We start from the raw sequence: 26,096 nt of genomic DNA on the forward strand, positions 1-26,096 counted from the left end.
CGTCAACAGGTAGAATCGACGGTTTTTCGCGTCATGCCTGGATACATCATCGGTGAACAGCCTCACTGCAACACCTGCCACCCCGCCCCTGAGTCGCCCCGCCCGGGTGCGCCTGGAACTGCGCAACCTGCTGGGCCTGGCCCTGCCGATCATCATCGCCCAGCTGGCGCATACCGCCATGGGCTTCGTCGACGCGGTGATGGCCGGCCGGGTCAGCCCGCGCGACCTGGCGGCGGTGGCGCTGGGCAACTCGATCTGGGTGCCGGTGTTCCTGCTGATGACCGGCATCCTGCTGGCAACCACACCCAAGGTCGCCCAGCGTCATGGCGCCGGCACCCCGGCCGAGATCGGTCCGCTGGTGCGCCAGGCCCTGTGGCTGGCGCTGCTGGTGGGCCTGGCGGCGGGCGTGATGCTCTACAACGCCGAACCGGTCCTGCACCTGATGAAGGTCGACCCGGAACTGATCGGTCCGTGCATGGACTATCTACGCGGCATCGGCACCGGCCTGCCGACGGTGGCGCTCTATCATGTGCTGCGCTGCTGCAGCGACGGCATGGGCCGCACGCGCCCGAGCATGGTCCTGGGCCTGTGCGGGCTGGCGCTGAATATCCCGCTGAACTACCTGTTCATCTACGGGCACTTCGGCGTGCCGGCCATGGGCGGGCCGGGCTGCGGCTGGGCCACGGCGATCGTGATGTGGTGCATGCTGTTCGGCATGGCCGGCTGGGTGCGCTGGGCCAAGGTCTATCGACCGAGCCAGGTGTTCAGCCATTTCGAGTGGCCACGGTGGGCGGTGATCAAGCGTTTGCTGGATATCGGCCTGCCCATCGGCATTGCGGTGTTCGCCGAGGCCAGTATCTTCTCGGTGATCGCCCTGTTGATCGGCAGCCTCGGGGCCACCGTGGTGGCCGGGCATCAGATTGCCCTGAATATCAGCTCGCTGGTGTTCATGGTCCCCTATTCCCTGAGCATGGCCATTACCGTGCGGGTCGGCCAGGCCCTGGGCCGCGAACAGCCCCGTGAAGCGCGCTTCACCGCCGGGGTGGGCGTGGCCATGGCGCTGGCCTATGGCTGTGTGTCGGCGAGCCTGATGCTGCTGTTCCGCGAACACCTGGCGACCCTCTACACCAACGATGCGCGGGTGATCCAGGTGGCGACCATGTTGATCGTGTACTCGGCGCTGTTCCAGATCTCCGATGTGATCCAGGTCACGGCGGCCGGTGCCTTGCGCGGTTACCAGGACACCCGGGTAACCATGCTCCTGACGCTGTTCGCCTATTGGGGCATCGGTTTGCCGGTGGGTTACGCCCTGGGCCTGACCGACTGGCTGGGGCCGCCCAGTGGCCCGAGCGGGCTGTGGCAGGGTTTGATCGTCGGGTTGTCGTGCGCGGCGGTGATGCTCTCGATCCGCCTGGTACGCAGCGCGCGCAGGCGGATCCGGATACATTCGGCACGGTCACTGTAGAAGCAGGGCTCCCACAACAAGCGCTCCGCCGCGCCTAGTCGAGCTTCTTGCGAATCCAGTACAGGTAGGTACCGGCCTCTTCGCGCTGTTCCACCAGTTCATGATCAAGGAACACACAGAACTTGGGAATATCGCGACGGGTCGACGGATCGGTGGCGATCACCTTGAGCAGCCCCCCCGGCGGCAGGTCGCGGATGTGCTGGTGCAACATCATCACCGGCTCCGGGCAATTGAGCCCGGTGGCGTCGAGGGTGCCGTCAACGGCGGGGTCGTGGGGTTGGGTCATGCTTCACTCCTGAAACCAGGCCGGCATTATCTAGCTTTTTTCACATCCAGTCGACGCAGGTGGCAGGTCACTTCCTCACGGTCGTGGTACAGCTGCTTGCAACCGATGGCCACCCGGATCCCACGGGCCTTGAAACCCTCTTCGATACGCTCCAGCAAACGCCGGACCTCGGCATAACGCTGTTTCATCGGCAACTTGAGGTTGACCACCGCCTCGCGGCAATGCCCCTCGCCGATCCAGGTCTCGAGCAGGGCGGCATTGCGCGCCGGTTTCTCGACGATATCGCAGACCATCCAGTCCACCGGCTGTTTCGGCTTGAAGGTGAAGCCATCCGCCATCAGGTGCTGGACCAGGCCGGTGTCCATCAGGCTTTCGGCCATGGGACCGTTATCGATGGCCGTCACCAGCATGCCCCGGTTGACCAGTTGCCAGGTCCAGCCGCCGGGCGCGGCGCCGAGGTCGACCGCAGTCATGTCGCTGTGCAGGCGTTCATCCCACTGGTCGCGGGGAATGAAATGGTGCCAGGCCTCCTCCAGCTTGAGGGTCGAGCGGCTTGGCGCGCTCCGGGGGAACTTGAGCCGGGGAATACCCATTGGCCACATCGCCGAATTGTCCGCGTCGGCCAGGCCGAGGAAGACTTCCCGGCCGCTCTTGAAGGTCAGCAGCAGGCGCGGCTTGTGCGCATCCTCCACCAGCTTGCCAGCCTGGCTCAGGGCCTTGCGCAGCGGCCCTTCGAATTTCTTGCAGAAGTTCGAGAGCTCCTTGCCGTCATTGGTATCGACCACTTCCAGCCAGAGACTGCCGAAGGTCGGCCATTGCGCCAGCTCGGCGAGGATCACGCTGATGCGATCGGTTTCCGGCAGGTCGATAAACCGCCCACGCGCCCATTGCCGGGGAAAGATCAGCTCGGCGAACCGCAAGCCGGCCATCAGTCGGCGCGCACCGTCATCGTCGGCGCAGACGAACTCGGCGCAGGCGCTGTAGGCCTTGGCCTTGGCGTAGCCCGGGACGTCCAGGCGCGCGGCGTGCTCGGAAATCTCCGAGCAGACTTCGCCTTCGAAGCCGGGACGGCAATGCATAAAGAGGGTGTTCATTGGAATCAGCCTGTCACGAAAACCGGCGCATCATAGCCGAGTTCGGAACCTTGGACTTGCCCATAGAGTCCAGTAATTAGCCAGTTTTCCCAATCGGAGCTAGGTTTAAGGCTCTGTTCGTTCCACCCGGCCCGTGCCGTGCGGGCCTCAAGGAGTCATTTCATGTCCTCCCTCGATAGCCTGAAAACCCTTAAAACCCTGATGGTAGGCGCCAAGACCTACCACTATTTCAGTCTCCCGGATGCCGCCAAGTCCCTCGGCAACCTGGACAAGTTGCCGATGTCGCTCAAGGTCCTGCTGGAAAACCTGCTGCGCTGGGAAGACGGCAAGACCGTCACCGGCGCCGACCTCAAGGCCATCGCCGCCTGGCTCAAGACGCGCGGCTCCGACCGGGAAATCCAGTACCGCCCGGCGCGGGTGCTGATGCAGGACTTCACCGGGGTGCCGGCGGTGGTCGACCTGGCCGCCATGCGTGCCGCCGTGGCCAAGGCCGGCGGCGATCCGCAGCGGATCAACCCGCTCTCCCCGGTCGACCTGGTGATCGACCACTCGGTGATGGTCGACAAGTTCGCCACCCCGGCGGCCTTCGGCGAGAACGTCGATATCGAAATGCAACGCAACGGCGAACGCTACGCCTTCCTGCGCTGGGGCCAGAACGCCTTCGACAATTTCAGCGTGGTGCCGCCGGGCACCGGGATCTGCCATCAGGTCAACCTTGAGTACCTCGGCCGCACCGTCTGGACCAAGGATGAGGACGGTCGCACCTATGCCTTCCCCGACACCCTGGTCGGCACCGACTCGCATACCACCATGATCAACGGCCTCGGCGTGCTCGGCTGGGGCGTCGGCGGCATCGAGGCGGAAGCGGCGATGCTCGGCCAGCCGGTGTCGATGCTGATTCCCGAGGTGATAGGCTTCAAGCTCACCGGCAAGCTCAAGGAAGGCATCACCGCCACCGACCTGGTGCTGACGGTGACCCAGATGCTGCGCAAGAAAGGCGTGGTCGGCAAGTTTGTCGAGTTCTACGGCGACGGCCTGGCCGAGCTGCCCCTGGCGGATCGTGCGACCATTGCCAACATGGCCCCGGAATACGGCGCCACCTGCGGTTTCTTCCCGGTGGACGAGGTGACGCTGGATTACCTGCGCCTGTCCGGGCGGCCGAGCGAAACCGTCAAGCTGGTGGAGGCCTACAGCAAGGCCCAGGGCCTGTGGCGACTGCCCGGCCATGAACCGGCCTTCAGCGACAGCCTGGCCCTCGACATGGCCAGCGTCGAAGCCAGCCTGGCCGGGCCCAAGCGTCCACAGGACCGGGTGTCGCTGCCGGCTGTCGCGCAAGCCTTCAGCGACTTCATGGCGCTGCAATTCAAACCGGCGCACAAGGACGAAGGCCGCCTGGAAAGCGAAGGCGGCGGCGGTGTCGCGGTGGGCAATGCGGACATGGTCGGCGAAGCCGACTACAGCTACGAAGGCCAGACCTACCGGCTGAAAAATGGCGCCGTGGTCATCGCCGCCATCACCTCCTGTACCAACACCTCCAACCCCAGCGTGATGATGGCCGCCGGCCTGGTGGCGAAGAAGGCCGTGGAAAAAGGCCTGAAACGCAAACCCTGGGTCAAGAGCTCCCTGGCCCCCGGTTCCAAGGTGGTGACCGACTACTACAAGGCCGCCGGCCTGACCCGCTACCTCGACGAATTGGGCTTCGCCCTGGTCGGCTATGGCTGCACCACCTGCATCGGCAATTCCGGCCCCTTGCCCGAGCCGATTGAAAAAGCCATTACCCAGTCCGATCTCACCGTTGCCTCGGTGCTGTCCGGCAACCGCAACTTCGAGGGCCGGGTGCATCCGCTGGTCAAGACCAACTGGCTGGCCTCGCCGCCGCTGGTGGTGGCCTATGCCCTGGCCGGCAGCGTGCGCATCGATATCAGCCGCGAACCGCTGGGTGAAGACCAGGACGGCAAGCCGGTGTACCTGCGGGATATCTGGCCGAGCCAGAAGGAAATCGCCGAGGCCGTGGCCCAGGTCGATACCGCCATGTTCCACAAGGAGTACGCCGAAGTCTTCGCCGGCGACGCCCAGTGGCAGGCGATTGCAGTACCACAGGCCGCCACCTATGTCTGGCAGAAGGACTCGACCTATATCCAGCACCCACCGTTCTTCGACGATATCGCCGGGCCCCTGCCGCTGATCGAAGACATCCAGGGCGCACGGATACTGGCCCTGCTCGGCGACTCGGTGACCACCGACCACATCTCCCCCGCCGGCAATATCAAGGCCGACAGCCCCGCCGGCCGTTACCTGCGCGAGCTCGGCGTGGAACCGCGGGACTTCAACTCCTACGGCTCACGCCGCGGCAACCACCAAGTGATGATGCGCGGCACCTTCGCCAATATCCGTATCCGCAACGAAATGCTCGGCGGCGAGGAAGGCGGCAATACCTTCCATGTGCCGTCCGGCGAGAAGCTGCCGATCTACGACGCAGCCATGCGCTATCAGGCCGAAGGGACACCACTGGTGGTGATTGCCGGCCAGGAGTACGGCACCGGCTCGAGCCGTGACTGGGCCGCCAAGGGCACCAACCTGCTGGGGGTCAAGGCGGTGATCGCCGAGAGTTTCGAGCGTATCCACCGTTCCAACCTGGTGGGCATGGGCGTGCTGCCATTGCAGTTCAAGCTCGACCAGAACCGCAAGAGCCTGCAGCTCACCGGCAAGGAAACCTTGAGTATCAGCGGGCTGAGCGGCGCCGACCTGCAACCGCGAATGAACCTGACGCTGACCCTGAGCCGTGAGGACGGCAGCCAGGAGAAAATCGAGGTGCTGTGCCGGATCGACACCTTGAACGAAGTGGAATACTTCAAGGCTGGGGGGATTCTGCATTATGTCTTGCGGCAATTGATCGCCTCTTGAACGGCACTAAGAATATAGTCTGATACAACACCGGCCGCGGCCGGTGTTTTAATAGAGGGGGACAAATCGTGGTACTCGGGTTCCAATTAAACCCAACGATCGAATAATAAGGCACTATGCTCCAGTCACTGTTCGCATAAGCGATTCAGCCTGGGGTCAAGCCCGCGAACGGCAAGATGAGAGCCGATCCTCAGCGTTGAAAAATATATTCAGTATCCCCCTAACCCTGCCGATATACCGTCAAAGCCTTGCGGATAGAGAAACCATGCGTAATAACCAACCCATTACCCAACGAGAACGCACCTTCCCCGCTCAGCAACGGTTGATTTCCACTACCGACGCCAAAGGCGTGATCACCTACTGCAACGACGCGTTTGTCGAGATCAGTGGATTTTCCCGTGAAGAACTGATCCGCGCACCGCACAACCTGGTGCGGCACCCGGACGTTCCAGCGGCGGTGTTTGCGCACATGTGGAACACTCTGAAACAAGGCCTGCCATGGATGGGCATTGTCAAGAACCGCTGCAAGAGTGGTGACCATTATTGGGTCAACGCCTATGTGACGCCCGTTTTCGAAGGCAACCAGGTGATCGGCTACGAGTCGGTGCGGGTCAAGCCCACCCCCGAGCAGATCCGCCGTGCCGAGGCGTTGTACCAGCGCATCAACCAGGGCAAGTCGGCCGTACCGCGACGCGATAAATGGCTGCCGGTGCTGCAGGACTGGCTGCCATTCATCCTGGTCAGCCAGGTCAGCTTCCTGATTGGCGTCTGGCTCAACTCCCACTGGGGCTTCGCCCTCGCCGCGGCGATCTCGGTGCCGCTCGGCCTGATGGGCCTGAGCTGGCAGCAGCGCGGCCTCAAGCGCCTGTTGCTCCTGGCCGAACAGACCACCTCCGACCCGTTGATCGCGCAGATGTACACGGACAGCCGTGGTGCCCAGGCTCGCCTGGAAATGTCCATCCTGAGCCAGGAGGCACGCCTGAAAACCTGCCTGACCCGCTTGCAGGATACCGCCGAACACCTGACCACCCAGGCGAAGAAGTCCGACGATCTGGCGCAGAAAAGCTCCTCCGGCCTGGATCGCCAGCGCCAGGAAACCGAGCAGGTGGCCACCGCCGTCAATCAGATGGCCGCCACCACCCAGGAAGTCGCCAGCCACGTCCAGCGCACGGCCGATGCCACCCAGGAAGCCAATCGCCTGACCGGTCGCGGTCGCGATATCGCCGGTGAAACCCGCGAGGCCATCGAGCGCCTGTCGGTGGTGGTCGGCGAGACCGGCAGCACGGTCACGCAACTGGCCAAGGACAGCGACGAGATCGGCGGCGTGGTCGATGTGATCAAGGGGATTGCCGACCAGACCAACCTGCTGGCCTTGAACGCGGCCATTGAAGCGGCTCGCGCCGGGGAAATGGGCCGTGGTTTCGCGGTGGTCGCCGATGAAGTGCGGCAACTGGCGCAGCGTACCAGCGAATCCACCGGGCAGATCCACGCCCTGATCGCCAAGCTGCAACAGACCGCCAGCAATGCCGTGCAAACCATGGACGCCGGCCACCGCCAGGCCCAGGAAGGCGTGGCGCGGGTCATGGAAGCCGATGCGGCGCTGGTCGGGATCAGCGAAGCGGTGGCCAATATCACCGACATGACCACCCAGATCGCCGCCGCCACCGAAGAGCAAAGCTCGGTGGCCGAAGAGATCAGCCGCAATATCAGCACCATTGCGCAACTGGCCGACCAGACCTCGGAACAGGCCCACGCCTCGGCGCACCTGAGCGAAGAGCTGACCCGCACCGCCAACACCCAGTATTCGTTGGTGGAGCGTTTTAACCGCTAATTACTAAAGCGCCCTGAAAAGCCCGATGATTAATAATCATCGGGTTTTTTATTACCCAAAGAAAAGCCAACCGACTCTGCTTGCAAAGTAAGAAACTTCCCAAAACTTATAAACCTTCAGCTGACACGATATACCGCCAGCAAACTCAACCGCGCAAAACTCTTGACAAGCCCTGGCAGTTACTATTCGTTAAAGCCCTGGCATGACATCGCATAGATAGTTACTACCCACTTGAGACTTTCATGCCTTATTTGCCAGAACTGCACGTGCCGACGCAAAACACTCACAATAACCGGTAACGCGTTCGACCGTGAAACGACCTGACAACACTCAATTAGATAGCAGGACTATCCTTATGATGGATCTAGTAAACACCCTACAGTCTCGCTTCATGAAAGAGGACCTTATCGCCCCCCGTGTCGAGCAAGCCGCCCCGGAGGATGGGCTGCTACCCGTCAGCGAACTGGACACGCCGCTCTCGGTCTCCTTGCCGCTCTGGCCGAATGCAAGACCCGATGATCGTTATCAACTCACCTGGAATAACGCCTTGATCGGCGAGCCCATTAAACTGGTTCCCCCGCTGCAACCCGGTGATATCCTGTATTCGCATATCCCGCTTGCCACACTTGCCGTCGAGGGCACTTATCAGCTTGGCTACCAGATAATCAGAAGCCCGGACGGCATCGCCCATATGTCGCAAACCACGTCCCTTATCATTGATCGCAGCCCGCCCGGCGGCACTCTTCTCGCCGCGCTTATCCTCCCGAGCATCGCTCTCGACGGCCTGGGTAATAATGAACTCGTGGCCCTGGACAACCAACTCACTGTCACCGTCCCCGGCTACTTCGACATGCAGTGGGGCGATGTTATTCAAAGTTACTGGGGCGAACTGGCCGGCCCTACCCATAGCGTAAAAGCCGATCAACCCGGTAGCGATAAGGTCCAACTCAGCGTCGATCGGAGTTTCCTCGAACAGCTGGGCAACGGTGAGTTCGCCCTCAGCTACAGCATCCGCGATCGCGCCGGCAATACCTCCGTGCGCTCGCAAGCGGTGATACTCAAGTTGCAGTTGCAGCAAGCACCGGCCAACCTGCAAGCGCCCCTGGCCCCGCAACTCGACAATGGCCAGGTGCACGATGCCCAGGCCCGCGTCGGCGTGAAGATCGCGGTGCCCACCTACACCCATGTCGCCATCGGTGACGAAATCTGCGTGCTGTGGAACGGCGAACGGGCCGCCGCCCGGCGGGTCATCAGCGCCCACGAACTGGGCAAGCCCCTGCTGCTGAACGTCATGGCGCGTTATCTGGTGATTTCCCGCCACGGCGACGGCCCGGCCCGGGTGAACTACCAGGTGCGCCGCAATGGCGAGGTGTTTACCTCGGCGGACCTGGAACTCGAGGTTTTTTTGCAGTTGCCCGGCCCGCGGGACCCGACCCCGCAGACGATGGTCAACGAGGCCCTGGCCGCGCCGGTGATCAAGGGCAAGAATCCGCATGGCCGGCGGCTGGACAACTATCTCGATGAAGACAACGCGCAACTCTCGGCCGACGCGGTCATCGCCTGGCGCAAGGCGTTCCAGGCCGGCGACCGGATCAACCTGTTCTGGGGCCAAGCCAGCCGGCCACTGGTACGCCCGATTACCCCGCGCGATGTCGAGGCCGCCTGCTATCTGGTGATCAACGTGCCCAACAGCCTGATTACCGAGCAAGGCTGCGGCGTCGATATCGGCGTGCAGTACACCGTGACCCGGGAAGGCAATCCGAACACCTCCTACTCGCCCAGGCAATCGGTCGCGGTGATCTTCCAGATGCAGTTGCCGGGCGGCTCGGGCGGCCTGATGGAGCCGGTGTTCACCGCGGCCAGCGTGCTGAATGTAGTGGACCCGCGCAAGGATCCCGAGGGCACGGTGGTGCTGGTCAGCCCCTATCGCAACATGAAACTCGGCGACCGCATCGTCCTGCGCTTCTGCGGTTTTGACGCGCTGACCGGAGGCAACGAGATCGAGGCCGCGAGCTTCAGCGCCGAACGCCTGGTCGGCGAGCACGAACTGCGCAACGGCTGCCGGTTGCGGGTGCCACTGGCGCGCCTGATGGCCATCGAGCACGGTCGTGGTCGCGCGCGCTATGAGGTGATCAGCGAGCTGGGACGGGTCACTTCATTGCCCGCCGATGTCTATATCTCATCACGCGCGAGCGTCATGGCGCGTTGAACGTCCGCGATGAAAAAACCCTCGACGATCCGTCGTCGAGGGCTTCGGGCAGCGGCGCTCAGCCATGCTGGCCGGGATCAGAAGGCGTAGCGCAGGCCGAGATTGACACCCCAGGGCTGCTCGATGTGCTCGCCCTTCATATAGTCGAAGTCAGCGTGCAGTTGCAGGTCCTTCGACAGCGCCGCGGAAACCCCGACGCCCAGTTCGCCACGGCTACCGTACAGGCTGTTGTCGAAGGCGATACCGTTGACCTTCACCGTATTGTCGTTACGGGAAAACTCATGGGCCATGGCCACCCGCAGATACGGCTGCAACAACCCGCCATCGGGCAGTTCGAGGTTGCGCCCCAGGGTCGCGCCGGCCTTGCCGAGCACGGAGACGGTGCGGCCGTTATCCGCCCGCAGGCCGTTGTCCAGCTGGTAGTTGCTGCCCTTGACCAGGACCGAAGACAGCTGCGTGTAAGGTTCGACAAAGACATCCTCACGCAACTTGATGTGCTTGCCGAACTCCAGCGAGCCGCCATAGGCGAAGTTGTCGTAGTCGCCTTTGGCCTGGGTGCCATTGGTCATCGAGACATCGGCCTGGTTATCGAAACGGTTCAACTTGAGCACCCCATCGAGGTAGTAGCCATCCTCCCGCAGCCAGGTACCGTAGGCGCCGAGGGAGTAGCTGTCCACCGTGGCGGAGGTGCCGCGACTCAGGCTCAGGTCGGAACGGCTATGCCCGGCCATGACCCCGACCATCAACTGTCCATCGCTGACCGGCACGGGCAGGTCGACCCCGAAAGACAAGCCTTGCTGGCGCTGCTTGTAACCGAACCCCGCTGCGGCGGTGACGTTGTACTGGTTGCCGTAGCTGCGGATCCAGCCACCGCCCTCGCCACTGGTGCGGACTTCACCCAGGCGGCTGCGCAAGGTGGCCAGTTCGCCGTACCAGATCGTCGGCCCGACACTGAACAGCGCCAGCGATGCCTCGGTCGAGGGACTGATGGTCTTGCCGGCACCGACGATAAACCAGTCGTCGCCCTGCTTTTCCAACTGATAGGAGTAGGCCCCCAGGTCGACGCTGCCGCCGACCACCTCGAACAGCGCATCGCCGCCCTCGGTATGCACCACATGCAAGGGCTTGATCTCCGGGGAGTTGGGTTCCAACCCGGTGTTCTGCACATTCAGCAGGAAGTTGCCGTGGGCCTCGCCGTTGATATCCAGGCGGTCGCCCGTGTTGTCCAGCAGGTTGACGTGCATATTGAACATGCCAGTGCCGGACAACTCGCCCAAGGACAAGGTATAGAACTGCTCGGCCGAACCCAGGGTCACGCTGCCACCGTCCATGGACAGCGACTTGACCTCGGCATCGCCGGTCAGCGTCCAGTTCGCCCGACTGTTGATCGCCACGCTGTTGGTGTTGACCAGGTTGCCGAACAGCCGCGCACCGTTTTGCAGGGTGACATCCAGGGTGCTGCTGTCGTCGGCCACCAGGTCGCCGCGCAACAAGCTGCTATCAGCGGTAAACCCAATGGTGCTGGCACCCGAAACGTCCAGCAAGATGCCGTTGCCGGCCAGCAGGCTCGCACCGTTCTGCAGCGTGATTCGCGCATTCGTAGCCTGCTCCGCCGAGATGGCCGGGCCGGTCAGGCCTTCTATCGTCGAATTGTCGACCACGATGTTGGCTTCCCGGGGGATGATCGGCCCGCCCGGCGCGGCGGTTCGACCATCGAGTTGCATGCCGATTGAATCACCCTGGACATAGCTGTTGTTGGTCATGTTCAGAGTGGCGCCGAGCAAGCGGATCCCCACGCCCCCCACCCCGCCGAAGTCGCTGCCGAACACCCGGGTATTGTCGAGGCTGAGTCGCCCCAGCGCGGCCACCGCAATCCCTACCCCGGCCCCGGATAGCGTACTGCCCTGGATATCCGCCCTGGCGGCGGTGGTCGTACCCGCCGAAGTCACGGTGCTCAGCACGAGTGCGGTCCCGGTATCGTTGCGGATATCGGCATTGTCGAGAACAGCCCTTGCCGCCCCCAGGTGAATCCCTTCGGTGACCCGGCCACCATTGACGATCACCCAGGAGTTGGAGCCGTCGGCCCGGACACGAGCAGCGACGCCCCCCTCGACAATTTCCAACACGCCTTTATTGATCACCTGCCATGAAGTGATCGCGCTCTCGGCCGTAACCGTTTCCCAGCGGTTGCTCACTGTCTCCTGGGTTTCATTGCCCAGGACAGCCTGATCCCGGTCTTGCGCCAGGCTCGACTCGGCCCCCAGCACCGCCCCCATCAGGCAGGCGATTTTTCCAAGCCCCTTATATCGATAACAGAACGGGGTCAGTCGATAAGTCGTGTGCAACATTACTTCCTCTCCACCAAACAACAAGAAGTCATAGTTTGATGAGCGGGACCCCCGATTTAATATTCAAAAAGGCCGTCAAAAAAGTAGGAATCTTCCTAAATAACGCAAGGCTATTACTCACAGAAAATTCGCATCTTCACACAAGCAAACTTCCCAAAAAAACCGACAACAACGCTTGACACCTATAAGTCACTTCTATTACGTGAGCCCCAGATAGGAAAACACCTATCGAACAAATCTGACATGACGCGGCACTAACCTATCAATATCCGACAGCATCGGTTACCCGCTATTTACAGTGTTCTTCAACCAGGAATAGAACCATGTGCAAGAGCAAAAACCGCCTTATTCTCACGCAAAACAATTACACTCGTGTCACCCACCAGAACCCACCGCCACCCGATGTGGATCTTGCCTTTCCAGACGGTTTACTGCCACTGAGCGCACTTGAAGCGCCACTTCAGGTGACGTTCCGTTTATGGGATGACGCCAGCATCGAACAAACTTATCAATTGCTCTGGGATGGCGATGAAATTGGTACTCCCGTCGATGTCGAACAGGACGACCTGGATAACCCGGAGCGCTATCTGAGCCTGCATATTCCCGTGGAACTGTTGGTTGAAAAGAATGATCAGGAGAACCCAACCGATAAGAAATATAAACTCAGCTACCAGATCTACGACAAAGCCAGCGAGGAGACAACCGACTCGCTCAACCGCCTGATCGAGATCGATACCACCCGTCCCGGCCTGCCGAGCCATGGCCCGATGGCCTTCCCCAAAGAGGTCGATGACGGCCTGACCTCGGCGGAACTGACCGCGCTGGGCGATTCCCTCGATGTCATCGTGAGCAGCTACAGCACCATGGCCCAGGGTGATTTCATCGAGACGTTCTGGGGCGATATCCCGGGTCCCACGGCTACCGTGCAGATGAACGATATCGAGTTGGAAGAAGTGCCGATTTCATTCAGTCGCGCCTTTCTTGAAAGCGTCGAGTCCCAGGTCGGCAACGCCCTGACGGATGTGACCTATATCATCACCGACCGCGCCACCAACGTCTCGCCGCGCTCCCTGGCACGGCAGATCCGCTTGCTGCTGGCCGAGATCCCCAACGACTTGCCGCGGCCGATCGTCGAACAGGCCAGCCCGGCACAGGGTGGGTTGATCGATTACAACGACGCCAAGGCCGGTGTCACCGTCGCCATCCCTCATTACATCGGCGCCCTGCCCGGCGACCTGGTCACGCTGTATTGGGGCGACAGCAACCCGTTGCCGGCCATTCCGATCCAGGATGGCGAAGAAGACCAGGATCCGATTCTTTCTCCGGTCCTGCAATTCGACATCATCAACCGCTTCCCCGAAGCCACGGTCAACGTCCACTATGAAGTGCGCCGCAATGGCGAACTGAAGGGTACCTCGCTGGTCCTGCCGGTGGCTGTCTACCTGACCCTGCCGGTGCCGGAGGAACGCCTGCAACCGCTGACGATCCAGGGCACCAGCGACAACCCCAACCGCGACGACAACTTCATCGACCCGGACGACTACGAACTGGATGCGCGGGCCATCTTCCGCTGGGTCAACGGACTGCGGGTCGACGACTACATCAACCTGCACTGGGGCCAGCAGCAGGTGCCGCAGTGGTATCAGATCACCCAGGCCGACTTCAATGCCGGCGTCGATTTCGACATCGAGGTAGGCAATACGGTGATCAAGGCCGAGGGTACGGGTGCCGCGATCCCGGTGACCTACACCGTCACCCGCGACAGCAACCCCAACCCGGCACTGGCACCGACCCAGGCGGTGGTGGTTCGCTCGAAAATGGAACAACCCGGCGGCGATCTCGGCCTTCTGGAACCGGTGTTTACCCGCCTGTCCGACGCCGGCCATGTCATTCCGAGCCTGAGCCCGGACGGCACGCCGGTACTGGTCAGGCCTTATGACAATATCCGCCTCTACCACGACATTGCCCTGACCTTCGAAGGGTTCGAGCTGGATGGCACCCCGATCCCGGCGGCCCGCTATGAAAAGACCGACACCATCAACCCGACCAATATCGACACCGGCCTGACCTTCCTGATTCCGCTGGCCAACTTGATCAGCATCTGCAAAGGCTATGCAGAAGTTACCTATCGGGTCGAACCGCGGCCTGAACATAACCAGGAACCGGCCAACTCATTGATGGGCTCGGCACCGGTCAGCATGAACAAGCCCGGTGTCGGCTGCAGCTGACGCTGCAAAGTTACATCCATCTGAAAACCCGACAAGCCCTTTATAAGTGAATGCTTATCAAGTGCCTCAGTGTGTCCGCGGCCTTCTCCACAAGGCCGCATTCCAACAAGGAAAATATGATGCCCCTGACAACTACCCGCACGCCTATTTTCAATAAACCGGAAGTTCCCGCCGCCTTCGAAGATGGCTTATTACCCATCAGTGCACTGAACACCCCGGTCCTTGTCACCTTCAAGGTCTGGGACAATCCTTCAACCAGCGAAACTTACCAATTACTCTGGAACGAAGTGCCTATCGGCAATAGCCAAGCGATCAAACCCGAGCACAGGCCCGGCGATCCATTGGAACTGCATATCCCCCTCGATGCGCTGATCGAGGGTAAATACCAACTGGCCTATCGCGTCACCGATACTTTCAGCGAAGAATCCACCGACTCCTTCCCCGCCCCCCTCGAAATCGACACCACCGCCCCCGGTTATCCCACCACCCTCGCCCCCCTTGATTTCCCCCCGGCGGTCAACGGCGGCCTGACCTCGGAAGAGTTGACGCAACTGGGTGATGTACTGCCCGGCACCATCCACGGCTACAGCGGCTTCGCCATCGGCGATCGGATCAGGACTTTCTGGGGCGACACCGAAGGTCCCGGTGGCGAGGTCGAAGAGCATGACATGGAGCCGCGGCAACTGATCATTGAGTTTTCCCGTGCCTTTCTCGAGTCGCTGGGAGATTTCAACGGGCCGGTGTTCTACACCGTCACCGACCGGGCCGAAAATGTCTCCCAGGACTCGACCAGCACCGACCTCCTGCTACTGCTCAACGAACCGGTGACCGACCTCCCCGCGCCAATCCTCGACGGTTATGTCGAGCCGATTACCGACGAACAGGCACAGGCCGGTGTCGAGGTGTGGATCCCCAGCTCGAATCTGCTCGAAGACGGCGACCCGATCCTCCTGCGTTGGGGCGACGTGGCCCTGGGTCCCTTCGAACCGGAGTCCATCGGTCAACCGATCGTCCTACGCATCCCTGTGGACCAGGGCACCATCGAACAGGCCGGCGACGGCGCCATCCGCCTGAGCTACGAGCTCAGCCGCGACGGTCATGTCATCGGCTATTCGTTGCCGCTGGATATCGTTGTCAGGGCCAGGTTACCGGTGCCCGGCGAGCTAAGGCGGCCAGTCATCCGCGGCGCCTCGCCCGAGGCAGTGGACAACCTGATCGACGAGAACGATTTCGAACGGGACGCCAGCGCCATCATCGCCTGGAATCCCGGCTTCGCCGAAGGCCAGCTCATCCAGCTGTTCTGGGGTGGGCAAGCGATGTTCGAACCGCCCTATCGCATCAGTGCCGATGACGTCGCCGCCGCCCGCGACCTCCACCGGGCCGTCCCCAACAGCCGTTTCCGGCCGGTGGGCACCGGCGCCGATATCCGCGTGCGCTACAGCGTCAACCAGGCCGGTAATCCGAATACTTCGAGATCGCCGGAACAAGGCATCATCGTCCGCTCCCGCGATGAACTGCCAGGCGGGCCAGCCGGGCCGGATGCACCAGTGTTCACCGCACTGAACGAGCATGGCGCGATCAATACACTCAACGGCCAGGACGGCGCCCCGTTGCATATCGCCCCCTACGTGAATATCAAGCAGGGCGATGTCATCCATTTCCTCTACGAAGGTTTCGACCAACTGATTGGCGGCAATCCAAAAAACCAGTGGCCGCACACCTCCGATCCCCTGACCGAGCAACAAACCCGCGACGGCTACGACCTGCGGATCCCGCGAAGGGTGCTGGACGCCACCTGCTACGGCCACGCCGAAGCCACGTTCAGCGTCGACAGCCTGAGCGGAACCGGTCGTTCGAAACGCCAGAGCGCCTATGTCGATATGCGCGTGGCCGGCGTCTGTCCGCCAGCCGTTCGCCAGTGACCCCGCCCTTTTCTCCTGGAGCCTTATCATGTCCAACTCCATCCGGCCACGAAACCTGGATCGCCCCCAGGTCCTCAGCGCCCACCCCGCCGGTGTCGGTGCCATCGATGTCGAAAACCCGCAAAAGCCCCTGGCCGTACTGGTCGGGCCGTTGAATCTCAAGCCGCGGGATCGTATCGACCTGTACTGGGGAAATGTTGCCGAACCGATCGTCAGCTACGAACATCCCCTGGACGCACCGCCCGACAACGGTTTCGTCACCCTGTTCGTCGAGACCCGCCGGCTTGAATCGGCCAAGGACCCGCTGCCGGTGCACTATCACTTCACGCCGTTTCCCGGCGGCGGCAGCGAAGACTCCGATACCACCTTTATCCGGGTAAAACTGGAGCGCCCCGGCGGTATCGATATCGATCCGGCGACGCCCTATGAGAACGAAGCCCTGCGCCAACCACAGGTACAGCCCGCCGGCGTGATCGTCGATCCGCGAGGGGTGCACGTCATCGTCGCGCCGTACGAGCACATGAGTGAAGGCGATCGGATCAGCGTTATCTGGGGGGAGCGGAACATCGACCACCCGGCCTTGAGCGCGACGCAAGTCGACCAGGAAGTGATAGTCCCGATCCCGGCGCCGATCATCGAAGCCGTCGGCAATGCCAGTGCCCTGCCAGTGCGCCATGAGATCCGCGACGTGGTCGGCAACTGGTCGAAGCGTTCACCCGCCAGCGAGATTGTGGTCAGTCTCGACAGGCGCTGAAACCACCCACGCCGGTTGCCCTGAACCAGGCAAGCGGCGTTTTACACCATCTGACGCTGGATAAAGTCGTGGATTTGCCGCGCCGCCGTGTCCAGATGCTGCGCATGGCTGAAACCGCTGGCCTTCAGCGGCTTGAGATCGTGATCGGCCGCCACCAGCCAGCTTACCCGGACCTGTGGCGACAACGTATAACCCGACACCGTCTGCCGATTGCCCAGCGCATCGCGTTCGCCCTGCACGATCAGGGTCGGCGTGGCGATCTCCGCCAGATGCGCCACCCGTGGTTTTTCCGGTTTGCCCGCCGCGTAGAACGGATAGCCCAGGCACACCAAGCCCTGCGCCCCGAGCTCGTCGGCCAACAAGCTGGCCATGCGCCCGCCCATCGACTTGCCGCCAATCAACAACGGTCCCCGGACCTCGCGCCGCACACCTTCGTACACCTCGCGCCAACGCTCCAGCAAGCGTGCCTGCGGGTTCGGCGGACGCTTGCCGCCGTCCAGGCGCCGTTGCGCCATATAGGGAAACTCGAAACGCAGCACGGCAATGCCGAGCGTAGCCAGGCGTTCGGCCATGGCGTTCATGAAATCACTGTCCATCGGCGCACCGGCACCGTGGGCGAGGATCAGCGTGGCGAGGGCCCCCGCCTCCCCGGCGGCGTTGTACAGATAGCCCGGATCCACGGCCAGGGTGGCCTGGGAATGGGTTGCTTGCAGGGTCGACATGTCGCTTCTCATCTCATTGTTCGCACCGACAACGTCCGCCGTGGCGCGCGCCGGCAGCCTAGATATGTAACGCATCGCTGCGCCGCTTTTCCTGAAAATGAAAACACCTTATCTGCCGGCCCAGACACTGCAAGGCCGGCGGCGCCGACACGGGACGCTCCCCTGTCCATTTTCAGACGAGTATTGCCATGCCTCAAGACGCCCTCACCCACGCCGAACAACCTCGCGCCAGTCACCTTCCAGCGGATCGTCCGGTCGCGCCGGTTCCCCCCAGGGTGGCTGCGCCGCGGCTCAGCCGCGCCTTCGCCAGTCTCGACGAAGCCGTCAAGTATGCCCACGGCCAGGCCGCTTTCAAAGGTTTGAAGCGACAGTCGTGGTTTATCCTCAAGCATGCGCAAAAAACCGAGTTCATCGCGACGCAAGCGCTGTCCGACGCCACGGCGCCCTTTGACCCGGACCCGGTCTTCGGCCGGGACGCCCTCGGCGTCCTGCAATTGCCCGAAGGCTTCATCCTCGCCGGCCTCTACTGCCAGGCCGAGACCGCCCAAGAACAACTGCCCCCCCGGGAGAGCTGGCTGTACGAAAACTTTTTCAGCCCCTACGACCTGTTCGCCGGGCTCCATCATGCCCGTCGCGCACGCCCCTCGATGCCTGGCGCGCAGCCACCGCCGCTGTTCTTCGGTTGCCCCGACGGGGCGCTGCTGATCTATCGCGCCGAGGACAGCGAACTGGAGCTGGCGTTGCTGCCCTCAGGAGCAGACTGGCAGGCACGGGCCGGGCATGCTCGCGAGCAACTGTTGAGCGGTGCACTGCCGCCCAACCAATGGGTCCGCACACTTGCCGCCGCCGGCCAGTTGCGAGTGCTGCACGGCAGCTACCTGTGGAATCGCCTGGGCCTGGTCGACCCGATCCGCTGGACAGCGTTCGCCGACGCCGTGCTTGCGGGACTGGGTCCGGCCTTCCTCGGCGCGGATGACGCCGCCCGCCATGCCCAGCAACTTATCCAGGGCGGCACCGACAAGGAGTTCGGCGGGTTGATCTTCCAGCGCGAGGACGCGACCTTTGTCGCCACGCTGCCAACCACCGGCAACGACCGCCGCTTCAATAGCGATAGCCTGTACCCTGTCACCGAAACCGGTATCGCCAGTTTCCCCCCCGGACACCGGCTCCATGCCGTGTACCGCTCCAATATCAGCCTGTCGGCGCTCAAGGAGCAAAAAGCCGGACTGCTCGACAGGCCGGCGCCGCTCTCCGAACAGGAGACGCGCCTGCGGCTGAAAAGCATTACCCCGGACGAGGTCCTCACGACCCTGCTCGCCCGTACGCGGGGGGTCAGGGCGTTTTATGTGCTGATGACCAATGCCAACATCATCAAATACATGCCCAGCGGCTCCGACGAAGAAGACGCGCTGATCCCGCGCCTGCTGCCGGGCAATGATCTCAGCGACCTCGATCGGTTGCTGCCGAGCGAGTTCATCAAGTCCCTGGCCAAAACCGGCGCGCTCTACGTGGTTCGCGGCGATAGCTACTGGGGCCCGCCAGGCCGGCTGCCCGACGATTGGGCGCCCTACCCGCCAAGGAAAGCCTCGCCCCCGGCACTGCCGGCCTTCGGCCCGCTGTTCGACAGCGCGGACGCCGCTGCCCTGTATGCCAACGAACGCATCAATGGCCAATACCGCGACCGGAGGATCGGCTTCATTATCAACGACAGCCACAACCGCTACGCCGCCAGCGAACCGCTGAGCGCCGGGGAACCGCTGTTTGCCGCCCCCCCAAGCTGGCCCACACACGCCGATGGCTCACTGGCATTGCCGGCGGGCTACCGCCTTGCCGGCCTCTACTACAGCGCCGCGCTGTATCCGCAACGCTTCCCGTGCAAAGACGTCTGGATGTACCGGAACTTCTTTCTGCCTGATGAACTGCTGGCGGCGCTCAAACAGATCGAAGCTTATTGCCCGGCCCCGAGCGCTCCGGCCCTGCCTCTGTACCTGAGCAGCCGCGATGGGGCGCAGTTGAAATACCGGTCACGCGACATCCCCTTCGACAAAGCCCTGCTCGCCGGCTCCGATCCGAGCTATGGCGAACGCCTGGTCAAGGGCATCCTCGACCCGCTGAATTTCATCCACGCGCTGGCCGACAGCGGTGAACTGAGCGTGCTTCAACCCAGTGAACTGTGGGGCCCGGCAGGACCGGTCAGCAGCGAGTGGCGTGCCTATCGCCAGCTGCGCCGGCGCGTCCTCGGTCCGCTCTTCGCCAGCGCCGACGACGCGGCGCGCCACGCCCACGGACAGATCCCCCGGCGCTACGACAAGGTCTATGGCGGGGTGATCCTGAAACGCCCGGACGGCCTGTTTGTCGCGACGATGCCGCTGGCGTCAGCCACCGAAATCTTCGACCACACGCTGATCTTCCCCATCAGGAATGGTTTTCCCCTGGAGGATCACACGATTATCGGGACCTATAGCTCCCGCCTGGGGACCCTGGATTTCTCGCTGCCGGAAACCGAAGGCCAGCTTTACCTGAACCTGTTTCCGACCTGGGATATCTATCGGGCGATCAAGGAACGCTCGATTCCATTGCGCTATTTCTCCGCCCAGGACGGCTCGTTGATCCGCTATACCAGCCAGCATTCCCCAAACGAAATCGATCTGTTCAAGGCCCTGTCGCCGTCATCGGCAGACCCGCTGAACCTGATGGACAATCCCACGGAGCAACGCTTCAAGAGTGGCCAGGAGGCCGACAAGGGCGCTGTGCTGACATTCGTCCGGGACCTGGTCAAAGCCGCTGAGCTGCGGGTGCTGGTCCGCGGTCGCGATGTCTGGACCGACACCGGGAAAGTGCTGTCGATTCGCGACAGTGCCGGCGGGGTGCTGGTCGAGACGGACCAGGCGCTTATCGCCACCGCGCCTCCCGCGTTCAGCCCGCTGTTCATGACGGCGGCGGATGCCGTGCGCCATGCGCTCGGGCAAACCAACCAGCGAACCCAGCGCAGCTTCGGCTTCATTTTCCGGAGAACCGAGAAAGAATACGTCGCGACCGCCCCCACCCTCGCTACCAGCGCCGACTTCGATCGAACGCTGATACTCGCGCCGGACATCGCCATTCCCAGCCTGATTCCCGGTTATCTCCCCGATGGCCTCTATGTGTCGGCCCCGCGGCGCGAGGCGCCGCCCGGCGACAGGGTCTACCAGCATTTCATTTCGGTGCGCGATTTCGCCCATGCGATCAAGACCGCTCGCGAGACGGCGATCGTGCCGGGACACCAGAGCAACACCTGGATTTATCTGTCGAGCGCCGACGGGGCCTTGTTCAGCTACAAGGTGGCGCTGGTCCCGGATGCCGACGAAGTGCTGCGCGGTAGCGTCTTTCACAACGACGGTATCGACACCCAGGCGCAACTGGAGAACGGCTCGCTGTCCGGCCGCGACTATGTTCGCCGCGTGGCGGCGAGCGGCAAACTGAGTGTCTTGCAACCCGGTACGCTGTGGCGGCAGACGGGTCCGGTCAGCGCCAACTGGGACCCGGCCGACGGCACGCCGGGTGAAGCCGGACCTTATGCCCTCAGCCCGTTTTTCGCCCATGCGGACGATGCCGCGCGTTTTACCCATGAGCAAATCGGCCAAGGTCGAGGCGTGCTGTTGGTCGACGCGATCTATCGGACATCCGCCCCCGACGGCTATGTCACCCTTGAGCCTTTCGTCGATGGCCGGGCGATCAAGGTCACCCGCACCCTGGCCGACCTGAAGACCCAGGAACTGGAGCAACAGCGCCTTGCGCTGACCCTGGGGAAAACCCCGCTCGACAGCATCCACTATGCCAGGCCGCTCGACCCTGCCCGCTACCAGATCGGCGACACGCCCTGTTTCGACTTCTTTTGCGTCGAGGATATCTGCTTCGTCACCAGGACCCTGCTGGCGGACAATCTCTTCCTCAATGGCGTCTACTACTCCAGCCAGGAAGGCGCGCTGCTCAAGTACCAGCCCAGGGATTCCAGCGCACAACGGGATTTGTGCATGCCAGCCGAACCGGACAGCGCCACCGGCAACGGCATTACCCCGCCCCATGTCCGCCTGATCAATGCCGTCGCCAGCGCGGGCAAGCTGAGCGTGCTGCGAACCAGTACGTTCTGGCACAAGCCCGGCCCGATCGACGCCAGCTGGACGCCGACAACAGCAGTCGCTGATCGGCGCCCACGGGCTACGCGGGACCTGCTACCGCCGCTGATCAACAGTTTCAATATCGGTGGCGTCGGCGCCACCGATGTGATCGATCCGCAACGAGCGTTGCCCGTGGTGATTGCCCCGCTGGACCTGAAACCCAGGGATCGGGTCGACCTGTATTGGGGCAGCCATCCGGACCCCGTCGCCAGCCATACCCAAGGCGGCGAATCCGGCGCCAGCCATCTGACCTTGCGGGTCGCGACCCGCTGGATCATGTCGGCGGCAGAGCTGACCGTGCGCTACGTACTCACGCCCTTCCCCGGCGGAGCGCCGGAAACCGCCGAGACCCGGGTGCGGATCAAGCTCGACGTACCCGGCGACCCCGACACCCAATCCGCGACGCCGACCATCAATGACAAACTCGAACTGCCGGTTGTGCTACCACCCGGGGTGATCGAAGACCCCGAGGGGGTCAGCGTGCTGGTCAAGCGCTACGCGAACATGGCCGCCGGCGATAGCATTGTCGTGTCCTGGCATGGCCGCCTGGTGCAACACCCGCCCTTGAGCGCACCGAGCGACGAAGTGCTGGTGCCGATCGATCCGGCGATTATCCGCGAGGCCGGCAACTCCGAGGCGATCCTCGTGCGCTATGAGATACGCGACGGGGTCAACAACTGGTCGCGCTGGTCACGCCCGGCCCTGGTCGAAGTCGCCATCGGCGATCCGGACCTGCGCGCCCCGGTGGTCCCGCGAGCCCAGGGCATGCAGTTGAACCTGGACGCCCTCAATGGCGCCGACGTGCAGACCCTGGTACTGCGTTATGAAGGCATGAGCAGCGCCCAGACCCTGCGCCTGCTGGTCGAACGGGAAACCGCCCTCGGCGCGACGCTGCCCGCGTATAGCGAGGTCAAGCCCGGCAACGACAGCGATGCGTTCGTGTCCTTCGAGGTGCCGAACGAACAGTTCCGCCTGATCATTCAGGGGCAGGCGCGGTTCTACTACTATGTCGAGGCGCCCAACCAGCCGTCACGCCGCTCCAAGAGCCTGTCGCTGCAGATCGTCGGTCGCGCCCTGATGCTCAAGCCGCCACGGGTCCCCGTGGCCGAAGCGAACGGCAACGTCCTCGACCCGACACAAACCGGCGTCATTGCCCGGGTCGAACCCTACTCGTTCAGCGCCGTGGGCCAGACCGTCAGCCTGATCTGGCTCGGCATCACCGCCGGCGGCATGGAGGTCCTGCACGAACAGAGCCAGGCGGTCATCGAGACCGAGCGGGACATCGACTTCACGATCCCGGACGACCAGGTCAGTGGGCTGGCCGGAGGCTCGGTCGTGGTGCGCTATAACGTCAAGACCCTTGCCCCGGAGCCGATTATTTCGCAACCGCTGTTGCTGCCGGTCAGCGCCAACCCGCTGGATCTGCCGCGCCCGGAGGTACTGGAAGCCCATGACAGCGTACTGTTCCCCCACGAGGCGCTCGCCGGCGCGACGATCCGGGTGAGCTATGCGATGGAGCCCCACGACAGTATCCAGGCCTACTGGCGGGGCACGCCCGGCAATGGCACGCCGATGCTCGAAGCCAAGCCCGGCAGCGCCGAGGGCAGCGTCGACTTTGCCGTTCCGGTTACGGCGGTCAGCGCCAATATCGGCAAGCGTGTCGAGGTCGGCTATAGCGTCACCCGCCAGGGTATCGCGGCACCCTCGAAGGTCCTGCCGCTGGACATCCTGCCCATCGCCCACGAACAACTGCAGCCACCCTTCGTTCGCGAGGCCCCGGACAATCTCCTGCTGGACCTCAACACCTTTGCTGGCGCGGCCCACATCGAAGTCAGGAAATGGCCGCATATCCAGGTCGGACAGCGGATCTGGCTCCGGATCGAGGGGACCCTGGACAACGGCCGTCCGTACAGTTTCACACTCTGGAACGCCGAGGAGGTCAGCATGGTCGCCGATCTTGTCGAAGGCCTGCTCCCACGGGCGCAGCTCGATCAACTGAGGGACCTGAGCGGCCTGACCTTCACCTTCAAGGTCGCCTTCGACGGCAGCAGCGATGAATCGGGCGCCCTGACATTCCCGCGGTTGTCACTGACGGTCAGGGCCCGCAAACGCGTGCCGGAACTGCTCTTCGACAGCAGCCCCGCCAGCCTGCCTGGCAAGATCTACCTGATCCCCTGCCACCCGCGGGTACTGCCGCTCTTCGGCCCAGGCACAACCCTCCAGCGCGCCGCCAGCGGCGGCGTGCCCGGCTATTACTACAGCAGCGACAACCCGCGGATCGCCGTGGTCGACAGCAGCGGCAAGGTCAGCGTGCGCGGCAATGGCCAGACCACGATCCGCGTCAGCGACCGGGCCGGGCAGCGCAAGAGCTATCCGCTCAGCGTCAGCGGCGTGGTCCAGTGCTACAACCTGGGCGAAGGCAGCCAAGACGAAACCCTGCGCAAGGCCCGGCAAAAAGGCCTGGATATTCCATCACTGGACGAACTGATCAGCATCCGCGCGGCCTACGGCAAGCGCTGGCCGTTGCAGTCGCCGCTCAAGCCGAAAACCTGGTCATCGACGACCAAAAGCACCTTGGGATTGGTGCATGCGGTACTGGATATGACCCTGGACGTGGTCGAGCCGGACCGGCCCTATATCAAGATCACCGCCGGCCTGGGCCTGATCTATGAGGCCAGCGGACTGGGCATCGGTCCCGCGCTGATCAGCGACTGCAAAAAAGCCCGGGGCCTGCCCGCGGACGCCCGGGAACTGGAAAAACCGAGGGTCGAGGCGGCCCTGGACGACGGTCATGGACTGTTGCCGGCCAGCGCCCTCGACGCGCCCGTCACGGTGACCTTCCCGGTCTGGAGCAACCCCACCACCGACGAAACCTACCAGTTACTCTGGGGTACGGAACTGCTCGGTAGTCCAGTGTTCATCGGTCCGGGCGACAATCCCGGAGACACGCTGGCGCTGGACATTCCCGTCGAGGCACTGACCCACGGCCGCCATGAACTCAGGTACCGGGCGTACGACACCATCAGCCAGGCCTCGACGGATTCGTTCCCGAGCCTGATCGAGGTCGACCGCGAAAAACCCGGCCAGCCGCTGCTCGCAGCCATGGCCTTCCCCCCCCAGATCAACGACGGCCTGACCTCGGCGGAGCTGACCCAACTGGGTAATGTGCTGCCGGGCACCATCGCCAGCTACAACGGTTTCGCGGTCGGCGACCAGGTGACCAGCTTCTGGGGCGATGTCGAGGGACCGGGGATGCTGGTCATGGAGCTCAAGACCATCGTCATCGAGTTTCCCCGCGCCTTCCTCGCCTCACTCGGCGCGGATGCCGACTGGCCGGTGTCCTACCGGATCCGCGATCGCGCGGGCAACTTGTCGGAGCGTTCGGCAGCGATCACGGTCAAATTGCGACTGTCGGGCGGCGAGCACCCCGAGTTGGTGTTCGACCAGCGTCCGCTCACCCTCAGTGGCAAGATCTACCTGATCCCCAGCCACCCAGCGGTGTTGCCGGCCTTCGGCCCGACCACCTCGGCCCGGCGCCAGGCCAGCGGCGGGACCCCCGGTTATACCTACACCTCGGGCAATCCGGCGATTGCCGTGGTCGACGCCTCCGGCCTGGTCACGGTGCGCGGCAACGGCAGTACTACCATCAGCGTGAGCGATGCTGGCGGCCAGATGAAAAGCTACAGCCTGTCGGTCAGCGGCGTGATCCATTGCCATGCCCTGGGGCTGGGCACGTTCGCCAACATGCAGGCCAAGGCCTACGCCGGGCAACGGCGGCTGCCGGCCCGCGCCGAATTCACACAGATCCATCGCCTCTATGGCAACCGCTGGCCCCTGGGCGTCCAGCGCGAATGGCTGGAAAACACCCCGCGGGAGGCGGAGTCGACCACCTCGCGGGATTTCGGCCTGACCTGGTCCACCGACCGTGCAACCCAGGTGCCACCGATCAAGTACTACAGCGTGCACCTGCCCAGCGGCAAGGAGTCGATCCTGTTCGATCTGAGCAGCGCTTATGGCCTGGGCCTGAGCTGAGCCGGAACCTGCGTCAGCCGTGAGGCTTGAACGCATATCCTGTGGGAGCGGTGCTTGTCGGATCGCCGCACCGCCGCGAAGCTTTTAGCGGTCTCACGGCCCTATTCGCGGGCAGGCACCGCTCCCACACCCGCCCCATTGACC

At 63.2% G+C, this 26,096-nt stretch carries 12 protein-coding genes; 8 read left to right on the forward strand and 4 right to left on the reverse strand.

Features of this window, described 5'->3' with window-relative positions; translation table 11 throughout:
• The first annotated feature begins 52 nt into the window (after nt 1-52).
• Nucleotides 53-1,465, forward strand: a complete 1,413-nt coding sequence (locus M5B96_RS10585) for an MATE family efflux transporter (RefSeq protein ID WP_248796662.1) — start codon at nt 53-55, stop codon at nt 1,463-1,465.
• Between the two features lie 34 nt (nt 1,466-1,499).
• Here M5B96_RS10585 and tusA read toward each other — a convergent pair whose 3' ends face one another.
• Nucleotides 1,500-1,751 (reverse strand): sulfurtransferase TusA, encoded by a 252-nt coding sequence (tusA, locus tag M5B96_RS10590; protein WP_248796663.1) that lies wholly within the window; start codon nt 1,749-1,751, stop codon nt 1,500-1,502.
• Between the two features lie 26 nt (nt 1,752-1,777).
• Nucleotides 1,778-2,845: a 23S rRNA (cytidine(2498)-2'-O)-methyltransferase RlmM gene (rlmM, locus tag M5B96_RS10595; RefSeq protein ID WP_248796664.1), complete on the reverse strand. Its 1,068-nt coding sequence runs from the start codon at nt 2,843-2,845 to the stop codon at nt 1,778-1,780.
• A gap of 162 nt (nt 2,846-3,007) precedes the next feature.
• Here rlmM and acnA point away from each other — a divergent pair, with 162 nt between their 5' ends.
• From acnA to M5B96_RS10610, 3 genes are all read left to right on the forward strand, one after another.
• Nucleotides 3,008-5,749 (forward strand): aconitate hydratase AcnA, encoded by a 2,742-nt coding sequence (acnA, locus tag M5B96_RS10600; protein WP_248796665.1) that lies wholly within the window; start codon nt 3,008-3,010, stop codon nt 5,747-5,749.
• 265 nt (nt 5,750-6,014) lie between these two features.
• On the forward strand, nt 6,015-7,580 hold the full coding sequence (locus M5B96_RS10605; protein ID WP_248796666.1) for a methyl-accepting chemotaxis protein: 1,566 nt from the start codon (nt 6,015-6,017) through the stop codon (nt 7,578-7,580).
• A gap of 391 nt (nt 7,581-7,971) precedes the next feature.
• Nucleotides 7,972-9,789 carry a hypothetical protein gene (locus tag M5B96_RS10610; RefSeq protein WP_248796667.1) on the forward strand — a complete coding sequence of 606 codons (1,818 nt, stop codon included), beginning with the start codon at nt 7,972-7,974 and terminating at the stop codon, nt 9,787-9,789.
• A gap of 77 nt (nt 9,790-9,866) precedes the next feature.
• Here the strand turns inward: M5B96_RS10610 and M5B96_RS10615 are convergent, their stop codons facing one another.
• Nucleotides 9,867-12,137 (reverse strand): autotransporter outer membrane beta-barrel domain-containing protein, encoded by a 2,271-nt coding sequence (locus M5B96_RS10615; protein WP_248796668.1) that lies wholly within the window; start codon nt 12,135-12,137, stop codon nt 9,867-9,869.
• 464 nt (nt 12,138-12,601) lie between these two features.
• Between M5B96_RS10615 and M5B96_RS10620 the strand changes: the two genes are divergently transcribed.
• From M5B96_RS10620 to M5B96_RS10630, 3 genes are all read left to right on the forward strand, one after another.
• Nucleotides 12,602-14,365 carry a hypothetical protein gene (locus tag M5B96_RS10620; protein ID WP_248796669.1) on the forward strand — a complete coding sequence of 588 codons (1,764 nt, stop codon included), beginning with the start codon at nt 12,602-12,604 and terminating at the stop codon, nt 14,363-14,365.
• A 119-nt stretch (nt 14,366-14,484) separates the two neighbouring features.
• On the forward strand, nt 14,485-16,287 hold the full coding sequence (locus tag M5B96_RS10625) for an addiction module component (RefSeq protein ID WP_248796670.1): 1,803 nt from the start codon (nt 14,485-14,487) through the stop codon (nt 16,285-16,287).
• A gap of 28 nt (nt 16,288-16,315) precedes the next feature.
• Nucleotides 16,316-17,041, forward strand: a complete 726-nt coding sequence (locus tag M5B96_RS10630) for a hypothetical protein (RefSeq protein ID WP_248796671.1) — start codon at nt 16,316-16,318, stop codon at nt 17,039-17,041.
• A 41-nt stretch (nt 17,042-17,082) separates the two neighbouring features.
• Here M5B96_RS10630 and M5B96_RS10635 read toward each other — a convergent pair whose 3' ends face one another.
• Nucleotides 17,083-17,763 carry an alpha/beta family hydrolase gene (locus M5B96_RS10635; RefSeq protein WP_248796672.1) on the reverse strand — a complete coding sequence of 227 codons (681 nt, stop codon included), beginning with the start codon at nt 17,761-17,763 and terminating at the stop codon, nt 17,083-17,085.
• A 188-nt stretch (nt 17,764-17,951) separates the two neighbouring features.
• Here M5B96_RS10635 and M5B96_RS10640 point away from each other — a divergent pair, with 188 nt between their 5' ends.
• Nucleotides 17,952-25,952: an Ig-like domain-containing protein gene (locus M5B96_RS10640; protein ID WP_248796673.1), complete on the forward strand. Its 8,001-nt coding sequence runs from the start codon at nt 17,952-17,954 to the stop codon at nt 25,950-25,952.
• The last annotated feature ends 144 nt before the right edge of the window (nt 25,953-26,096 follow it).

The organism is Pseudomonas sp. MWU13-2105, assembly GCF_023242315.1.
Lineage (GTDB): Bacteria > Pseudomonadota > Gammaproteobacteria > Pseudomonadales > Pseudomonadaceae > Aquipseudomonas.